12 protein-coding genes are annotated in these 19,170 nt (G+C 71.6%); 7 read left to right on the top strand and 5 right to left on the bottom strand.

The window, feature by feature from the left end:
* Positions 1–3: 3 nt before the first annotated feature.
* Positions 4–693 (bottom strand): cell division ATP-binding protein FtsE, encoded by a 690-nt coding sequence (ftsE, locus tag ACFY1E_RS04865; RefSeq protein WP_030943440.1) that lies wholly within the window; start codon positions 691–693, stop codon positions 4–6.
* Positions 694–1,018: 325 nt separating this feature from the next.
* Here ftsE and ACFY1E_RS04870 point away from each other — a divergent pair, with 325 nt between their 5' ends.
* Positions 1,019–1,210 carry a hypothetical protein gene (locus tag ACFY1E_RS04870; RefSeq protein WP_016438128.1) on the top strand — a complete coding sequence of 64 codons (192 nt, stop codon included), beginning with the start codon at positions 1,019–1,021 and terminating at the stop codon, positions 1,208–1,210.
* A gap of 105 nt (positions 1,211–1,315) precedes the next feature.
* Here the strand turns inward: ACFY1E_RS04870 and ACFY1E_RS04875 are convergent, their stop codons facing one another.
* The 4 genes from ACFY1E_RS04875 to ACFY1E_RS04890 form a co-directional block, all read right to left on the bottom strand.
* Positions 1,316–2,149 (bottom strand): hypothetical protein, encoded by an 834-nt coding sequence (locus ACFY1E_RS04875; RefSeq protein ID WP_389071413.1) that lies wholly within the window; start codon positions 2,147–2,149, stop codon positions 1,316–1,318.
* Positions 2,150–2,441: 292 nt separating this feature from the next.
* A complete protein-coding gene (prfB, locus tag ACFY1E_RS04880) occupies positions 2,442–3,548 on the bottom strand; it encodes a peptide chain release factor 2 (RefSeq protein ID WP_389071415.1) in 1,107 nt (368 codons plus the stop codon).
* A gap of 177 nt (positions 3,549–3,725) precedes the next feature.
* On the bottom strand, positions 3,726–4,967 hold the full coding sequence (locus ACFY1E_RS04885; protein ID WP_389071418.1) for a serine/threonine-protein kinase: 1,242 nt from the start codon (positions 4,965–4,967) through the stop codon (positions 3,726–3,728).
* A 155-nt stretch (positions 4,968–5,122) separates the two neighbouring features.
* Positions 5,123–6,763 (bottom strand): serine/threonine-protein kinase, encoded by a 1,641-nt coding sequence (locus ACFY1E_RS04890; RefSeq protein WP_389071420.1) that lies wholly within the window; start codon positions 6,761–6,763, stop codon positions 5,123–5,125.
* 369 nt (positions 6,764–7,132) lie between these two features.
* Between ACFY1E_RS04890 and ACFY1E_RS04895 the strand changes: the two genes are divergently transcribed.
* The 6 genes from ACFY1E_RS04895 (at position 7,133) to ACFY1E_RS04920 (ending at position 19,165) form a co-directional block, all read left to right on the top strand.
* Positions 7,133–10,585, top strand: a complete 3,453-nt coding sequence (locus ACFY1E_RS04895) for an FHA domain-containing protein (RefSeq protein WP_389071422.1) — start codon at positions 7,133–7,135, stop codon at positions 10,583–10,585.
* Positions 10,586–10,825: 240 nt separating this feature from the next.
* The gene (locus tag ACFY1E_RS04900; protein WP_389071424.1) at positions 10,826–12,205 is read left to right on the top strand and encodes an ABC transporter substrate-binding protein; all 1,380 of its coding nucleotides are present in this window, start codon (positions 10,826–10,828) and stop codon (positions 12,203–12,205) included.
* 10 nt (positions 12,206–12,215) lie between these two features.
* On the top strand, positions 12,216–13,568 hold the full coding sequence (locus tag ACFY1E_RS04905; protein ID WP_389071427.1) for a carbohydrate ABC transporter permease: 1,353 nt from the start codon (positions 12,216–12,218) through the stop codon (positions 13,566–13,568).
* Positions 13,565–14,446 (top strand): carbohydrate ABC transporter permease, encoded by an 882-nt coding sequence (locus ACFY1E_RS04910; protein ID WP_389071429.1) that lies wholly within the window; start codon positions 13,565–13,567, stop codon positions 14,444–14,446. Before ACFY1E_RS04905 ends, ACFY1E_RS04910 begins: the two co-directional genes overlap by 4 nt.
* 158 nt (positions 14,447–14,604) lie before the next feature.
* Positions 14,605–16,812 carry a CDP-glycerol glycerophosphotransferase family protein gene (locus ACFY1E_RS04915; protein WP_389071432.1) on the top strand — a complete coding sequence of 736 codons (2,208 nt, stop codon included), beginning with the start codon at positions 14,605–14,607 and terminating at the stop codon, positions 16,810–16,812.
* A gap of 154 nt (positions 16,813–16,966) precedes the next feature.
* Entirely contained in the window at positions 16,967–19,165 is a 2,199-nt protein-coding gene (locus ACFY1E_RS04920) for a CDP-glycerol glycerophosphotransferase family protein (RefSeq protein WP_389071434.1), read from the top strand.
* Positions 19,166–19,170: the final 5 nt, after the last annotated feature.

Here is a 19,170-nt window from a genome sequence, read left to right on the forward strand (position 1 = left end):
CGGTCAGTGCTGGTAGCCGTAGACGCCGCGTGCCTGGTCGCGGACGAGGCGGCCCTTCTCCAGCTCGATGACGCGCTTGCGCATCTGGTCCACGATGTTCTGGTCGTGCGTAGCCATCACCACGGTGGTGCCCGTCCGGTTGATCCGGTCGAGCAGCTTCATGATGCCGACGGAGGTCTGCGGGTCGAGGTTGCCGGTCGGCTCGTCCGCGATGAGCAGTTTGGGCCGGTTGACGAAGGCGCGCGCGATGGCCACGCGCTGCTGTTCACCACCGGACAACTCACCGGGCATCCGATCCTCTTTACCGCCCAGGCCGACCAGGTCGAGCACCTGGGGCACGGACTTGCGGATCTCGCCCTTCGACTTGCCGATGACCTCCTGCGCGAAGGCGACGTTCTCCGCCACCGTCTTGTTCGGCAGCAGCCGGAAGTCCTGGAACACCGTCCCCAACTGGCGGCGCATCTGCGGCACCTTCCAGTTGGACAGGCGCGCGAGGTCCTTGCCCAGAACGTGCACCTGACCGTGACTGCACCGCTCCTCGCGGAGGATCAGCCGCAGAAAGGTGGACTTTCCGGAGCCCGAGGACCCCACGAGGAACACGAACTCGCCCTTCTCCACTTCCAGGGACACATCCCTGAGTGCAGGACGGGTCTGCTTGGGGTAGACCTTGGAGACGTTGTCGAATCGGATCACGGATGCACCACGGGTCGCCGGGGGTAGATGAGCGTGACCATACGCGAGTCGGGTGCACAAGCGCAGGCAGCGGTTGGGGTTGGGTGAGGCTTGTGCCGATTTGTGCCACCGAGCACCTCTCCGGCGGCCTAGGCGCAGCCGCCCGAGGGGCGCGGGGAACTGCGCGACAAGCCCCCACCGGCCCGCAGCCGCGAGACGAAGCCCACGCACCCCTCTGGGAGCGAACCGCGCGACCTCCGGAGGAACCTGGCACAGTAGAGAGGGGAACGTTCGGCAACCACAAACCGTTCTCCCAGTGGAACGTATTCGCAAGGAGGGCGAGCGCATGACGTACGACCGGCTGGTGTGCGCAAACTGCGCGGCGCCCGTGAGCGAGGGCCGGTGCCCCGTGTGCCGTGCGAACCGCGAGCGGCTGCAGCAGGAGAACTTCTTCGCGGGGCTCAACCCCATGGCCCTGATCGCACTGCTGGCAGTGCTGATCGCCGCGGTCGCGCTACTGGCGCACCAGACCGCGTAGAGCGCGTCACAGGGACACCGAGACGCCCGAGGGGCCCGGAGCGATGCACGCTCCGGGCCCCTCGTCGTACGTCGTCGCACACATGGCGTGTGCGCACGGCTACCGTCAGGCAGCCGCACCGCCACGGCCGCCCACGAGGCGCGGCAGAATGCGGAAGCCGACGCCACCGGCGATCATGGTGGCGGCACCGATGATCAGGAAGGTCGTCTGGCCGGCACCGGTCTCGGCGAGCTGCTGACCGTTGCCCTTGGTCTGGGTCTCGGTGTTCGAGCCGGTGTCCGTGAGGACCGAGGAGCCCTGGTCCTGGGTGGAGGTGCCGGCGTTGCCATCGGGGTTGGTGTTGGAGTTGCCACCACCGTTGTGCCCGTTGCCGTTGCCGTTGCCGTTCCCGTTGCCACCCGAGTTGCCGTTGCCGCCGCCCGTGGTCTCACCGCCGGTCGTCGCGCCGCCCGTCGTGGCACCGCCGGTCGTCGCACCGCCCGTGGTCTCACCGCCGGTCGTCGCACCGCCCGTGGTGTCACCGCCAGTCGTCGCACCGCCGGTCGTGTCACCGCCCGTGGTGCCGCCACCGATCACGCCACCGATCACGCCACCCGTGGTGTCACCGCCGGTCGTCGCGCCACCCGTGGTGTCACCGCCGGTCGTCGCGCCGCCCGTGGTGTCACCGCCGGTCGTCGCACCGCCCGTGGTGTCACCGCCGGTCGTGCTGCCACCCGTGGTGCCGCCGGGGTCGCAGGTCGGGTCGACCACGACGTCGCACGGGCCGCCGCCCGTACCCCCGGTGTCGTCGCCGCCGGTGTTCACACCCACGCCGACACCGGCCACGTTCACGTCGATACCCACCGCGGAAGCGGCACCGGCGGCGGTCAGCGAGGCACCGGCAGCGATCACTGCGCCAGCGGCTACCCGCGCGACGCGGAGCCGCGTCTTCTTCGTCATAAGGTTGCTACCCCCAGTAGCTCATCGTCATTGAGGCGGCGCTCGGGGGCCGTGATCGACGGAGGTAACTACGCTGCACATTCCCCCGGTTCACATGCGCCCCAGAGATACGCATGCCGCGCTTTACCCTTCCCATTTTTCAAAGCAACGTCAAGGGCGTTGCGTGCGCAATGTCCACTTGCGGGCCGTTTACAGCGAGTTGGAACCTGTGAGTGTGATGTAAAACCCAGACAAACAGCAACTGCCGCCCATGGGGCGGCAGTTGGCAAGTCGACAAAGTTACTTCGCTCGGCTACTTCTCCTGCTGCTTGCGCCAGCGAATTCCGGCCTCGAGAAACCCGTCGATCTCACCGTTGAACACGGCTTCGGGGTTTCCGACTTCGAAGTCGGTGCGCAGGTCCTTGACCATCTGGTACGGGTGCAGGACGTACGAACGCATCTGGTTGCCCCAGGAGTTGCCGCCGTCGCCCTTCAGGGCGTCCATCTTGGCCTGCTCCTCCTGGCGGCGGCGCTCGAGGAGCTTGGCCTGCAGGACGTTCATCGCGGTGGCCTTGTTCTGGATCTGCGACCGCTCGTTCTGGCAGGAGACGACGATGCCGGTGGGGATGTGGGTGAGGCGCACCGCGGAGTCGGTGGTGTTGACGCCCTGGCCGCCGGGGCCCGAGGAGCGGTACACGTCCACGCGCAGCTCGGACTCGTCGATCTCGATGTGGTCGGTCTGCTCGACCACGGGAAGCACCTCGACGCCCGCGAAGGAGGTCTGCCGCCGCCCCTGGTTGTCGAACGGCGAGATGCGCACCAGCCGGTGGGTGCCCTGCTCGACCGAGAGCGTGCCGTAGGCGTACGGCACCTGCACGGCGAAGGTGGTCGACTTGATGCCGGCCTCTTCCGCGTACGAGGTCTCGATGAGCTCGGTCTTGTAGCCCTTCTGCTCCGCCCAGCGCAGATACATCCGCTGCAGCTTCTCCGCGAAGTCGGCGGCGTCCACGCCACCGGCCTCGGCGCGGATGTTGACGAGCGCCTCACGGGAGTCGTACTCACCGCTCAGAAGCGTGCGGACCTCCATCTCGTCCAGCGCCTTCCGGACGGCGGCGAGCTCGGACTCGGCCTCGGCACGGGTGTCCGGGTCGTCCTCCTCCTCGGCCATCTCGAAGAGCACGGCGAGATCGTCGATCCGCCCGCGCAGCGCCTCGGCCTTCCTGACCTCGGCCTGCAGGTGGCTCAGCTTGCTGGTGATCTTCTGCGCCTCGTCCGGGTTGTCCCACAGGGACGGCGCGGCCGCCTGCTCCTCGAGCACGGCGATGTCTGCCCTCAGCTTGTCGAGGTCCAGAACGGCCTCGATCGACTCCATGGTCGAGGAGAGGGACTTGAGCTCTTCGGATACATCGACGACTGCCACGCCTCCAGCGTAACGGCTCCGCCAAGCGAGCAGCGCCGGGCCGCTGCGCTGGGCTTTGGCCGTGGGTGTCGGCGCCGTCTGCTGGGGGCCGCCGCCTCCAGACCCCCGCTTCGGCCCTTGAGGGGCCTCGTCCTCAAACGCCGGACGGGCTGAGATCGCCGACCGGCAGCACAGAACTCAGGGTGAAGCCGGTGCCGAGTGGTTCGAGTCCTGTGGTGTCGCCCCCGCGTCGTCCCCCGAGGTCGCCAGCCACGTTCCCACCCCGGCCGCCGCCACCAGCAGCGCCGCGGCCGTCCCCAGCACCATCCGGCGACGGCGCGTCACGGCGCGGTGCCGGGCGGAACCCGGCCGCGGTGCGCCCGTCGGCCGCGGTACCCGGGCCGTGCCGCGGGCGCCGCCGGCCAGCTCGTCCGGGGCCGGGACCCTCATCGACGTATGGGTGTCCCGGTTGGAGTCGGCCGGCTTGGCGCCCGGTACCAGGGGGACCGCGCCGCGCCGTACCCGTTCGCGGGCCGGGGCCGCGGTCTCCCCGGCCGCCGGCTCCGGCTCCTCCGTCGGCTCCGTGTCCGGTTCGTCCACGTCCAGTGGCGGCATGCCCGCGACCAGCGGCAGCAGTTCCCGCAGCCGGGCGCCCAGCTCCGAGGCGCGCAGCCGGGAGGCCGGTGCCTTGGCCAGGCACTGCACGAGGAGCTGCCAGAGCTCGTCCGGGATCCCCGGGAGCGGGACCACCGTCTCCGTGACGTGACGGCGCAGCACGGCGCCGGGGTGGCCGCCGCCGAACGGGGTGAAGCCCGCCAGCAGCTCGTAGAGGACGGTCGCGAGGGCGTAGATGTCGACCGCCGCGCGTGGGGGCAGGCCCTCCACGATCTCCGGGGCCAGGTAGTCCGGGGTGCCGATGATCTTCGTCGCGCGGGTGCGGCGCGGGGAGTCGATCAGCTTCGCGACGCCGAAGTCGGTCAGCAGGGCGGGATGGGAGCCGCCGGGGCCCAGCGGGCCCTGCATGTCGAGCAGGACGTTCTCCGGCTTGACGTCGCGGTGCACGACGCCCGCCGCGTGCGCGGCAGCCAGGCCGTCCGCGACGTCGGCCACGATCGCCACCGCCGCCGCGGGCGCGAGCCGGCGTTCGCGGTCGAGACGGGTGCGCAGGTCGGTGCCGCGGACCAGGTCCATGACCAGCGCGAGGTCGTTGCCGTCCACCACCAGGTCGCGTACGGAGACGACGTTCGGGTGGTCGAGGCCGAGCAGCGCCGTGCGCTCCTGCACGAAACGGCCGACGAGTTCCTGGTCGGACGCGAGATCCTCGCGCAGCAGCTTGATGGCGACGGGTCCCTCGGGCCCCTCGCCCAGCCACACCGTGCCGGCGCTGCCCCGCCCCAGGATCTGGTTCGCGGTGTACCGGCTGCCGATCTTCCGTGCCAAGACTGCTCCTACGGGACGCGTTGTGTCGCTGCTGCGCCTTCCTGGGGGATAACCCCCAGACCCCCAGCCGACAAAACTACGCGTCCGAGGAGCCAACCTTCACCGCAGAGACGGAAATCACCCGCCAGGTGTCGACAAATCACCAAGCTCGCTGCTCACTTGCCGCCTTTGCTGCCGACGAGGTCGCCCAGTTTCCCGATCCAGCCGCTCACGGTGCTGAACATGTCGGACAGCTGCTGCCAGTAGCTCTTGGTCGTGCCGATCCACTCCTGGAGCGGGCTCAGCTCCCAGACCAGCCAGCCCGCGACGAACAGGATGACGATCGTGAACAGGCAGCCCTTCAGACAGCCGAGCCCGGGGATCTTCATGCGGTTGGGGCTGGGCTCTCGCGACCGGCGAGGCTCACGCGCGGGCTGCTGCGGCTGCTGCGGAGGTGCGTACCGCTGGGGCTGCTGGTGCTGCGGCGGGGCGTACTGCTGCGGCTGTTGCTGCTGCGGATAACCGTACGCCTGCTGCGGTCGCTGCTGCCGGGGGCGCTGCTGCTGCGGGCGGGCGGCCTGCCGCTGGGGGCGGCGGCGCAGCGGGTCCTCGTCGGGGTCGAGGTACTGGACCTGTGTCTGCTCGTTGCGGTCGCGGGCGGCGCGCAGCTGGTTCTGCCAGGGATGCGGCTGCTCGGGCTGCTGCCCGGGCTGTCCCTGGGGCATCGGCGGCATGACGGCGGTCGGGTCCGCGGCCCCCGTGTTCGGGAGCACGGCGGTGGGGTCGGCCGCGCCCGGTGCGCCGCCGGTGTGGGGCAGGAAGCTGGTCGCCGCGTTCGGGTCGTACGAGCCCGCTCCGTGCTGCAGGACCTGCGTGGGGTCGGCCGAGCCGGGAACGGCGGCCGGCATGGGGTCGGGGGCCAGCAGGGTGCCGACGGCCTCCGCGGCGGCGATCTGCGCGGCGTTCGCGTGCACACCGACGCCCTCGGCGACGACGCGCAGGGCGCGCGCCAGGTTCTCGGCGCTGGGCCTTTCGTCCGGGTTCTTGCGCAGGCAGCGCTCTATGACCGTCCAGAGCGGGTCCGGAATCGTGGACGGGCGGCGCGGCTCGGCGCTCAGGTGCTGGTGCAGTACTTCGAGGGCCGAGCCGCCGCCGAACGGGGGACGGCCGGTGACCAGCTCGTACATCAGGATGCCGGCGCCGTAGATGTCGACGGCGGAGGTCTGCGGCCGGCCCTCGGCGGACTCCGGTGCGACGTACGCGGGCGTGCCGACGAACTCGTGGGTGCGGGTCAGGCCCGGGGAGTCGGCCAGGCGGGCGATGCCGAAGTCGGTGAGCATCGGGTGCATCTGGCCGCTGTCCTGCTTGAGCAGGACGTTGGCGGGCTTCAGATCGCGATGTACGACGCCGTCGGCGTGGCTGGCGGCGAGCGCGTCGGCGATCTGGGCGGTGAGGAGGGATGCGGCCACCGGGCTGAAGGGGCCGTTCTCGCGCAGGTAGCGGTGCAGGTCGGGGCCCTCGACGAGGTCCATGACCAGCGCCAGCAGATCACCCTCCACGACCAGGTCGCGGACCCGGACGATGTTCGGGTGGGTCAGACGCAGCAGCACGGAACGCTCCCTGAGGAAGCGCATCACGATGTCCGCGTCGCTGGCGAGCTCTTCCTTCAGGACCTTGATCGCGACGGTCTCGCCGGGCTGACCGGGCACGGCGGCCTCGGCCCCCGCGGTCTCTCGCTGGCGGGCCCGCCAGACGGTGCCCGTGGCGCCGCGACCGAGCGGCTCCTCGAGCAGGTACTTGCTGCCTACCGGCCGCACGTCATGTGCTCCCTGCTGCTTGCTTACCGTTCCGACCCACTGTAGTGCCGCTGTGCGCGGCACCGACCTGTCGCCGTCCCAGCGTCTTACGTACGCCTCCCCGTGCATGTTCGAAGGAAAGACGCTCGACTTGGTCCGCCGGTTGCCCGAAGCAGACGTGACCGATCTCAAGCGATCGCCGGTAGGTCACCTGTCAGGCACTTTTGCGGGCAGAGCCGACCAATCAAGATCACTTGCCCCCGAGCGGCGGGCGCGTTGTCAGTGGCAGATGCGAGGATGCCTTGAGTACCAGTACTGGCCGATGTGCTCGTGTGGGGTGGGGGTAGTCCGCGCCCGCGCAGACCCGCGCAGAAGGGACCGCTGACGGCGATGCAGATCCGGCTGACCGTCGTAGACCCCCTGGGCCCGCACGACCGCGCGCGGGGCCGCACGGCGGGCTGTGACGTACTGGTCACGGCGCCCGCGGGTACGGCCCTGGCCGCGGTGGCGTCGGCGCTGGCCTCTGCGGTCGCCGGCGACGCGAGCGCCTCGGCCTCGGGCGGCGCGGTGGTGCTGTACGCGGGCGCGGAGCGCCTGGACGACCGCCGCAGCACGCTCGGCGAGCCCCCGTTGATCGACGGCGCGGTGCTCTCCCTGGGCGCCCCGGCCGAGCCGGAGCCGCACCCCGAGCTGGACGACGCCCCGACCCAGCTGCATGTCGTCGCAGGTCCGGACGCGGGCGGCGTGCATCTCCTGCACGGCGGCGAGATCCGCATCGGCCGCTCCGCCGACGCCGACGTCCCGCTCGACGACCCGGACGTCTCCCGCCTCCACTGCGCGGTCACGGTCGCCGCGGACGGCCAGGTCTCGGTCGCCGACCTCGACTCCACGAACGGCACGACCCTGGACGGCACCCGCCTGAGCAACCGGCCGGTGCGCTTCGTCCCGGGCGCCCTGCTCCGGATCGGCGAATCGGCGCTGCGGGTTACTCCGGCCGGGGGACCGGGCGCGCGGGTGCCGACCGCCCCGGACGGGGAAGGGCACGTCCGGGTGGTCTCCGATGGCGAGCCGGCGACCGCCGACGGGACACCGGCGGCCCCGGTGAGTGGCGCCCCGGCGCCCGAAGCGACGCTTCACGCACGCGTGGCCGACGGCGGCGACCCCTCTGCCACCCCCTCCCGCGGCCTGCCCTCCGCCCAGGGACACGTCTCCGGCGAATCCCCGCTGGTACCCGAGCAGGGCGGTGCACCGCGGATGGAGATGAGGGCCGCGGGACCATCCGCAGCGGGTGGCGACACTCACGCAGGCCACTTCGGCGCGGTCGTATGGGACCCGCCGGAGGGCACGGACGCCCCCGAGACCGGCCGCCGCAAGGGAACCCCGCTCCGCGGGACCGACGTACCACCGGGCCTGCGCAGGCGCGGGGGGCTCTCCGCATGGGCACGACGGCTGGCCGGCGGCCGCGGCGAGCAGGCCATGGCCGGGCATGACGCGTACGACGAGGAGGACGGCCCGGACCCGACGGCGGTGCCCGCACCCCGCACCGGCCCCCAGCTCCCGGAGACCTGGCCCGACCCGGCGGCGCTGCTGCTGACGGCGCTCGGCCCCGGCCCCCGGCTGTGGGAGCGCGGGCCGGGGCACCCGGAGGCGCTCACGGTGCGGCTCGGCACGGCGGACCGGGCGGCGCCCGACGGCTCCGGGCTGCTGCCCGCGGTGCCGGTGACCGCGGATCTGCGCGAGGCCGGTGCGCTGGGCCTGGCCGGCCCGCGCACCCGGCTGTCCGGGCTGGCGCGTGCGGTGCTGGCCCAGCTGGCCGCGCTGCACTCGCCCGAAACCCTGGAGATCGTCCTGATCGCCGCGGACCGCTCCCGCCCACTGGAGGAGCGCACCGCGGAATGGTCCTGGCTCGGCTGGCTCCCCCATCTGCGCCCCGGCCACGGCCAGGACTGCCGCCTGCTCCTCGCCTACGACCGCGAACAGGCCACGGCCCGCACCGACGAGCTGCTGCGGCGCCTGGAGGACCAGCAGACGGAGGCACGGCAAGGAACACGGCCGGCGCCCCGCACCCCGGACGTCCGTTCCCAGGCCCGCAGGCCCTCGTGGGCCCGGACGGACGACGGCGCGGAGGAACCGGACGGCTTCCCCGGGCCGTACACCGTGGTCGTCGTGGACGGCGACCCCGGAGGTGCCGCGGTGCGGGAAGCGGTGGCGCGGCTGGCCCTGGACGGGCCGCGGGCCGGGATACATGTCGTCTGCCTCGCCGAGACGGTGTCGGCCTCGCCCGCGTCGCCGGTGACGGAGACGTACGAGGCGGCGTGCGCGGTGGCACCGGCGTTCCGGGACTGCGGCGCGGTCGCGCTGCTGAGCGGGGACGTGGCGACGGCGCTGCGGCTGATGCGGGTGGCGCGGACCGGTTCCGCGATCCCCGGAGGCGCGGCCGCGGACCTCCCGCCGACGTCGGCGGACCCGGCCGTCCGCCCGGATGCGGCGTCACCGGCCGACACACACACCATGCCCAGGCCCGTGCCCGCGCCTGTGACCACGGACACCGCCCATCCGCACCCCGGCCCCATAGGCCCCGGCACCGTGGCCGCGGTGGACGCCGTCTCGCCCGCCTGGGCCGAACGGTTCGCGCGGGCGCTGGCGCCGCTCAGGACGGACGGTTCCGGGACCGAGCGGCACGCACGCGTGTCGGTGCCGTTGCCCCAAGCGGCTCGGCTGCTGGACGAGCTGGGGCTCGCGAGGGCCACGCCGGCGTCGCTGATGGCGCGCTGGGCGGATGCGGCGGACGACGCGGAGTCGCTCGGCGGGCGGGCCTGGGCCGTGCTCGGCGCCGGTCCGCGCGGCCCGGTCAGCGCGGACCTCGCCGCCGACGGCCCGCACCTGCTGATCGAGGGGCCCGCGGGCAGCGGTCGTACGGAGCTGCTGCGGGCCGTGGTCGCCTCGCTGGCCGCGGCCGAGCGCCCCGACCGGCTCGGCATCGTCCTGATGGACGGCCGGGACGGCGTGAGCGCCGGGGGTACGTCCTCCGGGAGCGGCGACGGCCTGCGGGTCTGTACGGATGTCCCGCACGTCACGACCCACCTCAACGCCAACGACCCCGTCCGGATGCGGGAGTTCGCACAGTCCCTGAGCGCCGAGCTGAAGCGCCGGGCCGAGCTGCTGGGCCGCTCCACCTTCGCCGAGTGGCACACGGGCCGGGAGCTGTCGGGCCGCCTGGTGGCCCAGCGGGCGACCGGTACGACCGCGACCGGCGATCTGGACTCCCCGCCCAGCTCGACCATTCGGCTGCGTCCGGGGGCGGCGCGCCGCCAGACGGAGGCCGCACCGCCCCTCCCCCGGCTGGTGGTGGTCGTGGACGACCTGGACGCCCTGGTCTCCCCCGCACTCGGCTCACCGGGCCGCCCGGCCGCGGGTTCCGTCATGCGGGCGCTGGAGGCGGTGGCCCGCGAGGGCGAGCGACTCGGCGTCCACCTGGTGGCCGCAACCGCCCCCGGCGGCCGTACGGCGGACACGGAACCGGCCCGGAAGGCCACCCTCCGGGTGAGCCTCGACGCCCCGGGCACCGGCCCTGACGACCCGGCACCCGGCCGCGGCAGCCTGACCCGCCCCGACGGCCGGACAACCCCCTTCCAGGGCGGCCGCGTCACGGGCCGCATCCCCCGCACGGCAACGCTCCGCCCCACGGTCGTCCCCCTGGACTGGCAGCGCATGGGCGACCCCCCGACCCGCAGACCCGTACGAGAACTCGGCAACGGCCCGACGGACCTGGCGTTGCTGGCCAGCGCACTGGAGCGAGCGGCACGGGAGGTCTCGGCGCCCGAAGTCCCGTCACTTCTCTAGCGCCGGTAGGTCCATTCAGCCCGTCCGGCGTTTGAGGACGAGGCCGTTCAGGCCGAAAGGGGGTCTGGGGGCGGCAGCCCCCAGTCGACGGCCACACCACCGCCGGACGCCTGGTCACGAGGCGGTCACGATCCCCCGGTTGACAGCGGACGCACACTTGCCGACCCATTCCCGCAGGCGTAGACCAGATCACACGGGACAGCGCTCGACGTTCGACGAAGAACGGAGAACGGGGCAGTGATGCGCAGCACGAGCAGCAAGAACCGGACACGCAGGGCCGCCAAATCCGCAGCCGCCCTCTTGGCGGCGGCACTCGCGCTGGCACTCACGGGGTGCGGCGGCAATGACAACAAGAGCAGCGACGGCGGCGGCAGCAGCTCGGGAAGCTCCGGCTCCGTCAAGCTGCCCAAGCTGAACGGCCAGACCCTCGAAGTGGCCGCCGTCTGGACCGGCGCCGAGCAGGACAACTTCATGAAGGTCATGGACGAGTTCAAGAAGCGCACCGGAGCGAAGGTCAACTTCGTGCCGACGGGCAACAACACCTCCACGTTCCTCGGTACCAAGATCCAGGGCGGCCAGCCGCCGGACGTCGCGTTCCTGCCGCAGGTCGGCGTGTTGCACCAGTTCGCGGACAAGGGCTGGCTCAAGCCGCTCGGCGCGGACGCCAAGGCCCAGTTGGACAAGAACTTCAGCAAGGGCTGGGTCGACCTCGGCGCCTGGAAGGGCAAGCAGTACGGCGTCTACGCCAAGGCCGCGAACAAGTCCCTGGTCTGGTACAACACCAAGGCCTTCGAGGCGGCGGGCATCACGCAGACGCCGAAGACCTGGAAGGACTTCCTCAGCACCGCGCAGACGCTCTCCGACGCCGGCTCGCCCGCCGTGTCGATCGGCGGCGCGGACGGCTGGACCCTCACCGACTGGTTCGAGAACGTCTATCTCTCCCAGGCGGGCCCCGAGAAGTACGACCAGCTGGCCGCGCACAAGATCAAGTGGACGGACCCGTCCGTCAAGGACGCGCTCACCACGCTCGCCCAGCTCTGGGGCAAGAACGACCTGATCGCGGGCGGCACCAAGGGCGCGCTGAACACGGAGTTCCCGAAGTCGGTCACCCAGACCTTCTCCGGCAGCACCCCGGCGGCGATGGTCTTCGAGGGCGACTTCGTGGCCGCGAACATCAACGGCGACACCAAGGCGAAGCTGGGCACGGACGCGAAGGTGTTCCCGTTCCCGGCGGTCGGCTCCCAGGCCCCCGTGGTCAGCGGCGGCGACGTGGCCGTGGCGCTGAAGGACAACAAGGGCGCCCAGGCACTGCTGACGTTCCTGGCCTCCACCGACGCGGCGGAGATCTGGGCGGCGCAGGGCGGCATCCTCTCCCCGAACAAGGAGATGGACCAGTCCAAGTACAAGGACGCGATCACCGCGCAGATCGCCAAGCAGCTCCTCGCGGCCGGTGACAACTTCCGCTTCGACATGTCCGACCAGGCCCCGGCCGCCTTCGGTGGCACGGCCGGCATCGGCGAGTGGAAGGACCTGCAGGACTTCCTGAGGAACCCGAAGGACGTCGCCGGCGCCCAGCAGAAGCTGGAGGCCGACGCGGCCAAGGCATACGCGGCGGGCTGACGGCGCGGCCATGACGTCCGTAGCGAACTCGACGGGGGGCGCCGGCGCACTGCCGACGCCCTCCGTCTCGCCGCGCAAGAGCGTCACGGGGACCCGGCTGTGGGTGGCGGTGCTGTTTCTGCTGCCCGCGTTCGTGCTTCTCGGGGCGCTCGTGGTCTACCCGATCGGGTACTCCGTCTGGCGCAGTCTGTACGACGCCGACGGCTCCGGTTTCGTCGGGCTGAAGAACTACGGCGACATCTTCAGCAACGACGCCACTCTGACCGCCGTACGCAACACCGCGATCTGGGTGGCGGTGGCGCCCGCGATCGTCACCGCGCTCGGTCTGATCTTCGCCGTGATGACCGAACGGGTGCGCTGGGGAACGGCGTTCAAGCTGATCGTCTTCATGCCGATGGCGATCTCGATGCTCGCCGCCGGGATCATCTTCCGGCTCGTCTACGAGCAGGACCCCAACCTCGGTGCCGCCAACGCGGTCGCCAAGTCCATCCACGACACGTTCGTGTCGTCGTCGGTGTACCCGGGTGCGCGGCCGAACGGGACGGCGACCGATCTGAAGCCGTCCGGCGGCGGCTCGTTCACGACGACCGGCACCGTGAAGGCGGGCACCCCGGCCCTGCTCCCGCTGGTCGGCATCGCGCCCAACAGGCTGCCCGGCACCCCGGAGAACGCGAGGACGGCGAGCGGTTCGGGCGTCACCGGCACCGTCTGGCTGGACTTCAAGCTGGGCGGCGGCGGTACGAAGGGCAGGGTCGACCCGGGTGAGAAGGCGCTGAAGGGCGTCAAGGTGGAGGCCGTGAAGGGCGGCAAGGTGGTCGCCTCCGCCAAGAGCGGCGCCGACGGCACCTTCTCCCTGCCGGCCGAGGCAGACGGGGCCCGACTGCGGTTGCCCGCCTCGAACTTCTCGGCTCCGTACAACGGCATCGACTGGCTCGGTCCGACGCTGGTCACCCCGGCCATCATCGGCGCGTACGTGTGGATGTGGGCGGGCTTCGCGATGGTGCTGATCGCGGCGGGCCTGGCGGGCGTGGACCGCAATCTGCTGGAGGCGGCCCGGGTGGACGGCGCCAACGAGTGGCAGGTCTTCAGAAGGGTCACGGTCCCGCTGCTCGCACCGGTCCTGGTGGTCGTCCTCATCACGCTGATGATCAACGTGATGAAGATCTTCGACCTGGTCTACATCATCGCCCCGCAACCCAGTCAGGACGACGCCAACGTCCTTGCCCTGCAGCTGTTCCTGTCGTCCTTCGGCGGCGGCGGCAACGAGGGTGTCGGCAGCGCGATCGGCGTCATCCTGCTGCTGCTCGTGCTGCCGGTGATGTTCGTGAACATCCGCCGGCTGAGGAAGGAGCGTCAGCGGTGACCGCCCTCGACACGACCGTGCGCGCCAAGCGCTCTTTCGCCACGCGGGTGGCGAGCGGCGCGGCGGGCGGGGTGATGCGGATCTTCCTGATCCTGGTCGCCCTGTTCTGGCTGGTGCCCACCTTCGGCCTGCTGGTCTCGTCGTTCCGCGACCCGACCGACATCGCCACCTCGGGCTGGTGGAAGGTGTTCACGGCGCCGAGCCAACTGACCGCCAAGAGCTACCAGTCGCTCCTGGAGAAGGACGCGATCACGCACGCGCTGTTCAACACGGTCTGGATCACGGTGCCGGCCACGCTTCTCGTGGTGCTGCTCGGCGCGATGGCCGGATACGCCTTCGCCTGGATGGACTTCAAGGGCCGCGACTGGTGGTTCCTGGTCGTGGTGGCGCTGCTGGTCGTGCCGGTCCAGGTGGCCCTGATCCCGCTCGCCGACCTCTTCGGCAGGATCGGGATCTTCGGCGACATCATCGGCGTGGTCCTCTTCCACGTCGGCTTCGGACTGCCGTTCGCGATCTTCCTGCTCAGGAACTTCTTCGCGGAGATCCCGCGGGAACTCCTGGAGGCGGCGCGGCTGGACGGCGCGGGCGAGACCCGGCTGTTCCTCACCGTCGTCATGCCGCTGGGCGCGCCGGCGATCGCGTCGCTCGGCATCTTCCAGTTCCTGTGGGTGTGGAACGACATGCTGGTGGCGCTGGTCTTCTCGAACGCCGAGTCGCAGCCCCTGACGGTCGCCCTGCAGCAGCAGGTACGGCAGTTCGGCAACAACATCGACGTCCTGGCCCCCGGCGCGTTCATCTCGATGGTGATCCCGCTGGTGGTGTTCTTCGCGTTCCAGCGGCAGTTCGTCTCGGGTGTCATGGCGGGCGCTGTCAAATAGTCCTGGGGGACAACGCGCCGCAGGGGGTGGGACGTTACGGTCCCGCCCCCTTCCGTTCACCCGAGGTCCCCCGTATGCCGCAGCCGGCGTAACCAAGTCACTCCATCGGCCGTTCCCGGGCAAGGCCCCGTCGTCCGCGCCGACCCCATGGATGTGCCTTGCCCAGGTTCAGTGTCATCGTCCCCGCGTACAAGGTTCAGGCATATCTGCACGAATGCCTGGAATCGGTGCTGTCGCAGTCGTATCCCGATCTCGAACTGATCGCCGTCGACGACTGCTCCCCGGACGCGAGCGGCGCGATCATCGACGAGTTCGCGGCCCACGACCCGCGCGTGCAGCCCCTGCACCTGGCCGAGAACCAGGGCCTGGGCCGCGCGCGCAACGCGGGTCTCGCGCGGGCGAGCGGCGACTACCTGGTCTTCCTGGACGGCGACGACACCCTCACCCCGCACGCGCTGCGCGCCATCGCCGACCGCCTCAAGGAGACGGGCGAGCCGGACGTCGTGGTCTACGACTACGCGCGCACCTACTGGTCGGGCGAGACCGTCCGCAACGTCGCCGCCGACCAGCTCACCGAGCAGGGCCCGGCGCCCTTCCGTCTGGAGGACCGCCCGGGCCTGCTGAAGCTGCTGATGGTGGCCTGGAACAAGGCGTACCGGCGGGAGTTCGTCGAGCGCGAGGGCTTCACCTTCCCGCCCGGCTACTACGAGGACACCCCGTGGACGTTCCCGGTGCTGATGGCCGCGGAGTCCATCACGACCCTCGACCGGGTGTGCGTGCACTACCGGCAGCGCCGCCAGGGCAGCATCCTCTCCACCACCAGCCGTAAGCACTTCGACCTCTTCGAACAGTACGACCGTGTCTTCGCGTTCCTCGACGCGCGCCCCCAACTCGCCCACTGGCGGCCGCTGTTGTTCCTCCGCATGATCAACCACCTGACGAAGGTGTTCTCCCATCGCAACCGCCTCCCCCGAGGTTCCCGCGCCGAGTTCCTGCGCAAGGCCCGCTCCCACTACCGCCGTTACCGCGCCCCCGGCCCGCCCGTCCCGCTGGGCTCCCGCCTCCGCCACACCCTGATCCGCTGGGGTCTGCACCGCACCTACCGCTCACTGCAGCTGGCCGCTGCCCTGCACCGCAGGACGGTCAAGCTCTCCGTCAAACTCCTGCGCACCGCGAGGGCGACGGCGCTGCGCCTGCACTACCGCATCCAGCTCCGGCTGCCGCTGCGCGCCGACCGCGCCGCCTTCACCGCGTACGACGGCCACGACCAGGGCTGCAACCCGGGCGCCCTGGAGGAGGCCTTCCGCACCTTCGCGCCGCACATCCGCACGACCTGGCTCCCCCGGCCCGACACGGCCGCGTACTGGACGGCCCTGGCCCGCTCCAAGTACCTGGTCAGCGACACCGGCTTCGAGCCCCGCCTGGTCAAGCGGCCCCACCAGATCCTGGTCCAGACGCTGGAGGGCACCCCGCTCGGGCACGCGGGCCTCGACCTCCAGGAACGCCCGGCCGCGGCACGCGACCTGGACTTCGAGGGGCTCCTCGACGACGTCGACAAATGGGACTACGTCCTGTCGGCGAACCGCCACTCCACCCTCACCTGGGAGCGGGTCTACCCGGGCGGCTACACCACGCTCGAATACGGCTCCCCGCGCAGCGACGTGTTCCAGAAGGCCACCTCGAACGACGTCACCCGCCTCCGTGAGTCCCTCGGCATCCCCGAGGACAGCGTCGCGATCCTGTACGCCCCCGCCCGCCGTGACCACTGCCGCACCCAGCGCTCCCCCCTGGACCTGGAGCGCGTCCTGCGCCGCCTGGGCCCCCGCTACGTCGTCCTCGCCCGCACCCACGGCCCCGTGCCGAAGGCCGCCCGGATCATCGACGTGACCGGCCACCCCGGCGTCGAGTCCCTCTGCCTGGCCTCGGACGTCCTGCTCACCGACTACTCGTCCCTGATGTTCGACTACGCGGGCCTGGACCGCCCGATCGTGCTCCACTCGGCCGACGAGGACCGGGCGGCGTACGAGGCGGTCCGCGGCACCTACTTCGACGTGCGCGCCTTCCCGCCGGGCGCCCTCGCCCGCAGCGAGGACGAGCTGATCGACATCTTCGCCACCGGCCACTGGCGCGGCTCCCGCTCGACCCAGCTGCGGACCGCGTTCCGCGAGCGCTTCTGCCCGTACGACGACGGACGCGCCGCCGAGCGCGTGGTACGCCGGGTCGTCCTGGGCGAAACCGACCTGCCGCCGGTGACCCCGCTCGCCGAGCGCCACCCCGTGCCCTCGACGGCCGCGGCCCTCGCGCACTCCCCGCAGGCGACCGTGCCGCAACCCGGCGGCCCGCTGACCGTCACCGACAGCCTCTGAACGCCGTTCTCACTCCGGGGAGTTCGCATGCCCTCCAGCCCGTCGCGGCCCACACCGAGCCGACCGTCCACCTGGCGTCCCACAGGGCGGCCGGGACGCCGCAGAGCCTGAGACGTACCCGGGTCCCCGCACGCACATCGACAGAAAGAGCAGCATGCCCCGCTTCAGCATCATCGTCCCGTCCCATGGGGTGGCAGGCCGGCTGTCCCAGGCGCTGGACTCCGTGCTCGCGCAGTCCTTCGGCGACTTCGAGCTGATCCCGGTCTGCGACGGCCCCGGCACGCCCGCGGCGGACGTCGTCGACGGGTACGCCGAGCGGGACTCCCGTGTGACCGCGGTGCACTCCCCGCCCACGGCCGGTCTGTCCGGGGCGCGCAACACCGGGATGCGGGCGGCGACCGGCAGCTATCTGCTGTTCCTCGACTGCGACGACGCCCTCGTCCCCGGGGCGCTGGCGGCGCTGGACGCACGCCTGGCCGAGACGGGCGAGGTGGACGTCCTGTACGTCGAGCACGAGCGGGTGCCCTGGTGGGAGGGCGAGCCGACCAATCCGGCGGCGCTGCTCCTGCCGAGGACACCGGCGGGCGCCTTCTCCCCCGACGAGGTGCCCGAGCTGACGGGCGTGCAGCTGCCGGCGTGGAGCGCCGCCTACCGCAGGGCCTTCCTGGTCGAGCAGTGCATCGGCTTCCCCGACGGCCACTTCACCGATGTGGGCTTCGGCGGCCTGGTCACGCTGGCGGCCGAGAAGGCCGCGGTGCTGCGCCAGGTCGTCGTACGGCATCTGGCGCGCAGACAGGGCAGCCGGCTCGCCCTTCCCGGCGAGCACCACCTCGAGCTCCTCGCCCAGACCGACCTGGTCCTCACCCGCGCCACCGAACTGGATCTGCCCTGCGACCGGTTGAACGCGCTGTTCGAGCAGCTCTTCGCGGCCGTGCTGAAGACCGCCGCCCATCCCAAGCGGCTGTCCGGCAGGCGCCGCGCCTTCTTCCGGCTGGCGAGCACGCTGTACCGCCGGCACCGCCCGGTCGGCCACCGGACCCCGCCCGGCAGCCTCGGCCTGCAGCACCGGCTGCTGGCGGCCGGGGCGTACACGGCGTTCCGTGCCCTGCGGGAGGCCAACCAGGCGGCGGTGAAGGCGGCCGAGCGGCTGCCGCGCCCCCACATGGTGCGCACCCGCCTGCGGTACGCGCGCAATCTGCGCCGCCCGCTCGACCCCAACCTCGTCGTCTACTGCGCCTACTGGGGCCGCGGCTATGCCTGCAACCCGGCCGCGATCCACGCCAAGGCCCTCGAACTCGCCCCGCATCTGCGCTCGGTGTTCCTGGTCGAACCGGACCAGGAGCACACCATGCCGGAGGGCATCGAGTACGCGGTCATCGGCAGCACGAAGTACTGGGACGTGCTGGCCGCCGCCAAGTACCTCGTCAACAACGCCAACTTCGCGGACGCCGTCGTCAAGCGCCCCGGCAGCGTCCACCTGTCGACCCAGCACGGCACCCCGTTGAAGAAGATGGGCGTCGACCAGGCGACCTATCCCGTGGTGGCCGCGGCGACCGGCAGCTTCGCCAAGCTGCTGGCCCGTATCGACCGCTGGGACTACAACCTCACCTCCAACCGCCACTCCACCGAGATGTGGGAGCGGGCCTTCCCCGGCGCGCACGAGACGCTCGAGTACGGCTATCCGCGCAACGACGTCTACTACACGGCGACGGCGGACGACGTGGCCCGCATCCGGCGGGAGCTCGGGGTCCCCGAGGGGAAGACGGCCGTCCTGTACGCGCCCACGCACCGCGACTACCACACGGGCTTCGAGACGGGTCTGGACCTGGAGGCCTTCTGCGAGGAGGTGGGCGAGGACGTGGTCGTGCTGCTGCGCGCCCACTACTTCTACGACCAGGGCGGGGCGCGGAGCACCGGCCGGATCATCGACGTGACCGCGCACCGCTCCTCCGAGGACGTGTGCCTCGCCGCGGACGCCCTGATCACCGACTACTCGTCGATCATGTTCGACTACGCCAACCTGGACCGGCCCGTCGTGGTGTACGCCGACGACTGGGACGTCTACCGGGAGACCAGGGGCGTCTACTTCGACCTGATGGAACACCCGCCGGGGCCGGTCGCCCGCACGCCCGAGGAGCTGGCCCGCATCTTCCGCGACGGCTCCTGGGCGGGTGAGGAGTCGAGGGCGGCACGGGCCGCCTTCCGTGAGCGGTTCTGCCAGTTCGACGACGGACGCGCCGCCGAGCGCGTCGTACGCCGGGTGCTGCTGGGCGAGCCGCCCGAGTCGATCCCGCCCGTGATCCCGCTCGCCGAACGCACCCCTGCCCCGGTCCCCGCCCTTGTGAGGAACTGAAACCC

Origin of the sequence: Streptomyces sp. NPDC001604 (assembly GCF_042893475.1) — a bacterium.
Lineage (GTDB): Bacteria > Actinomycetota > Actinomycetes > Streptomycetales > Streptomycetaceae > Streptomyces.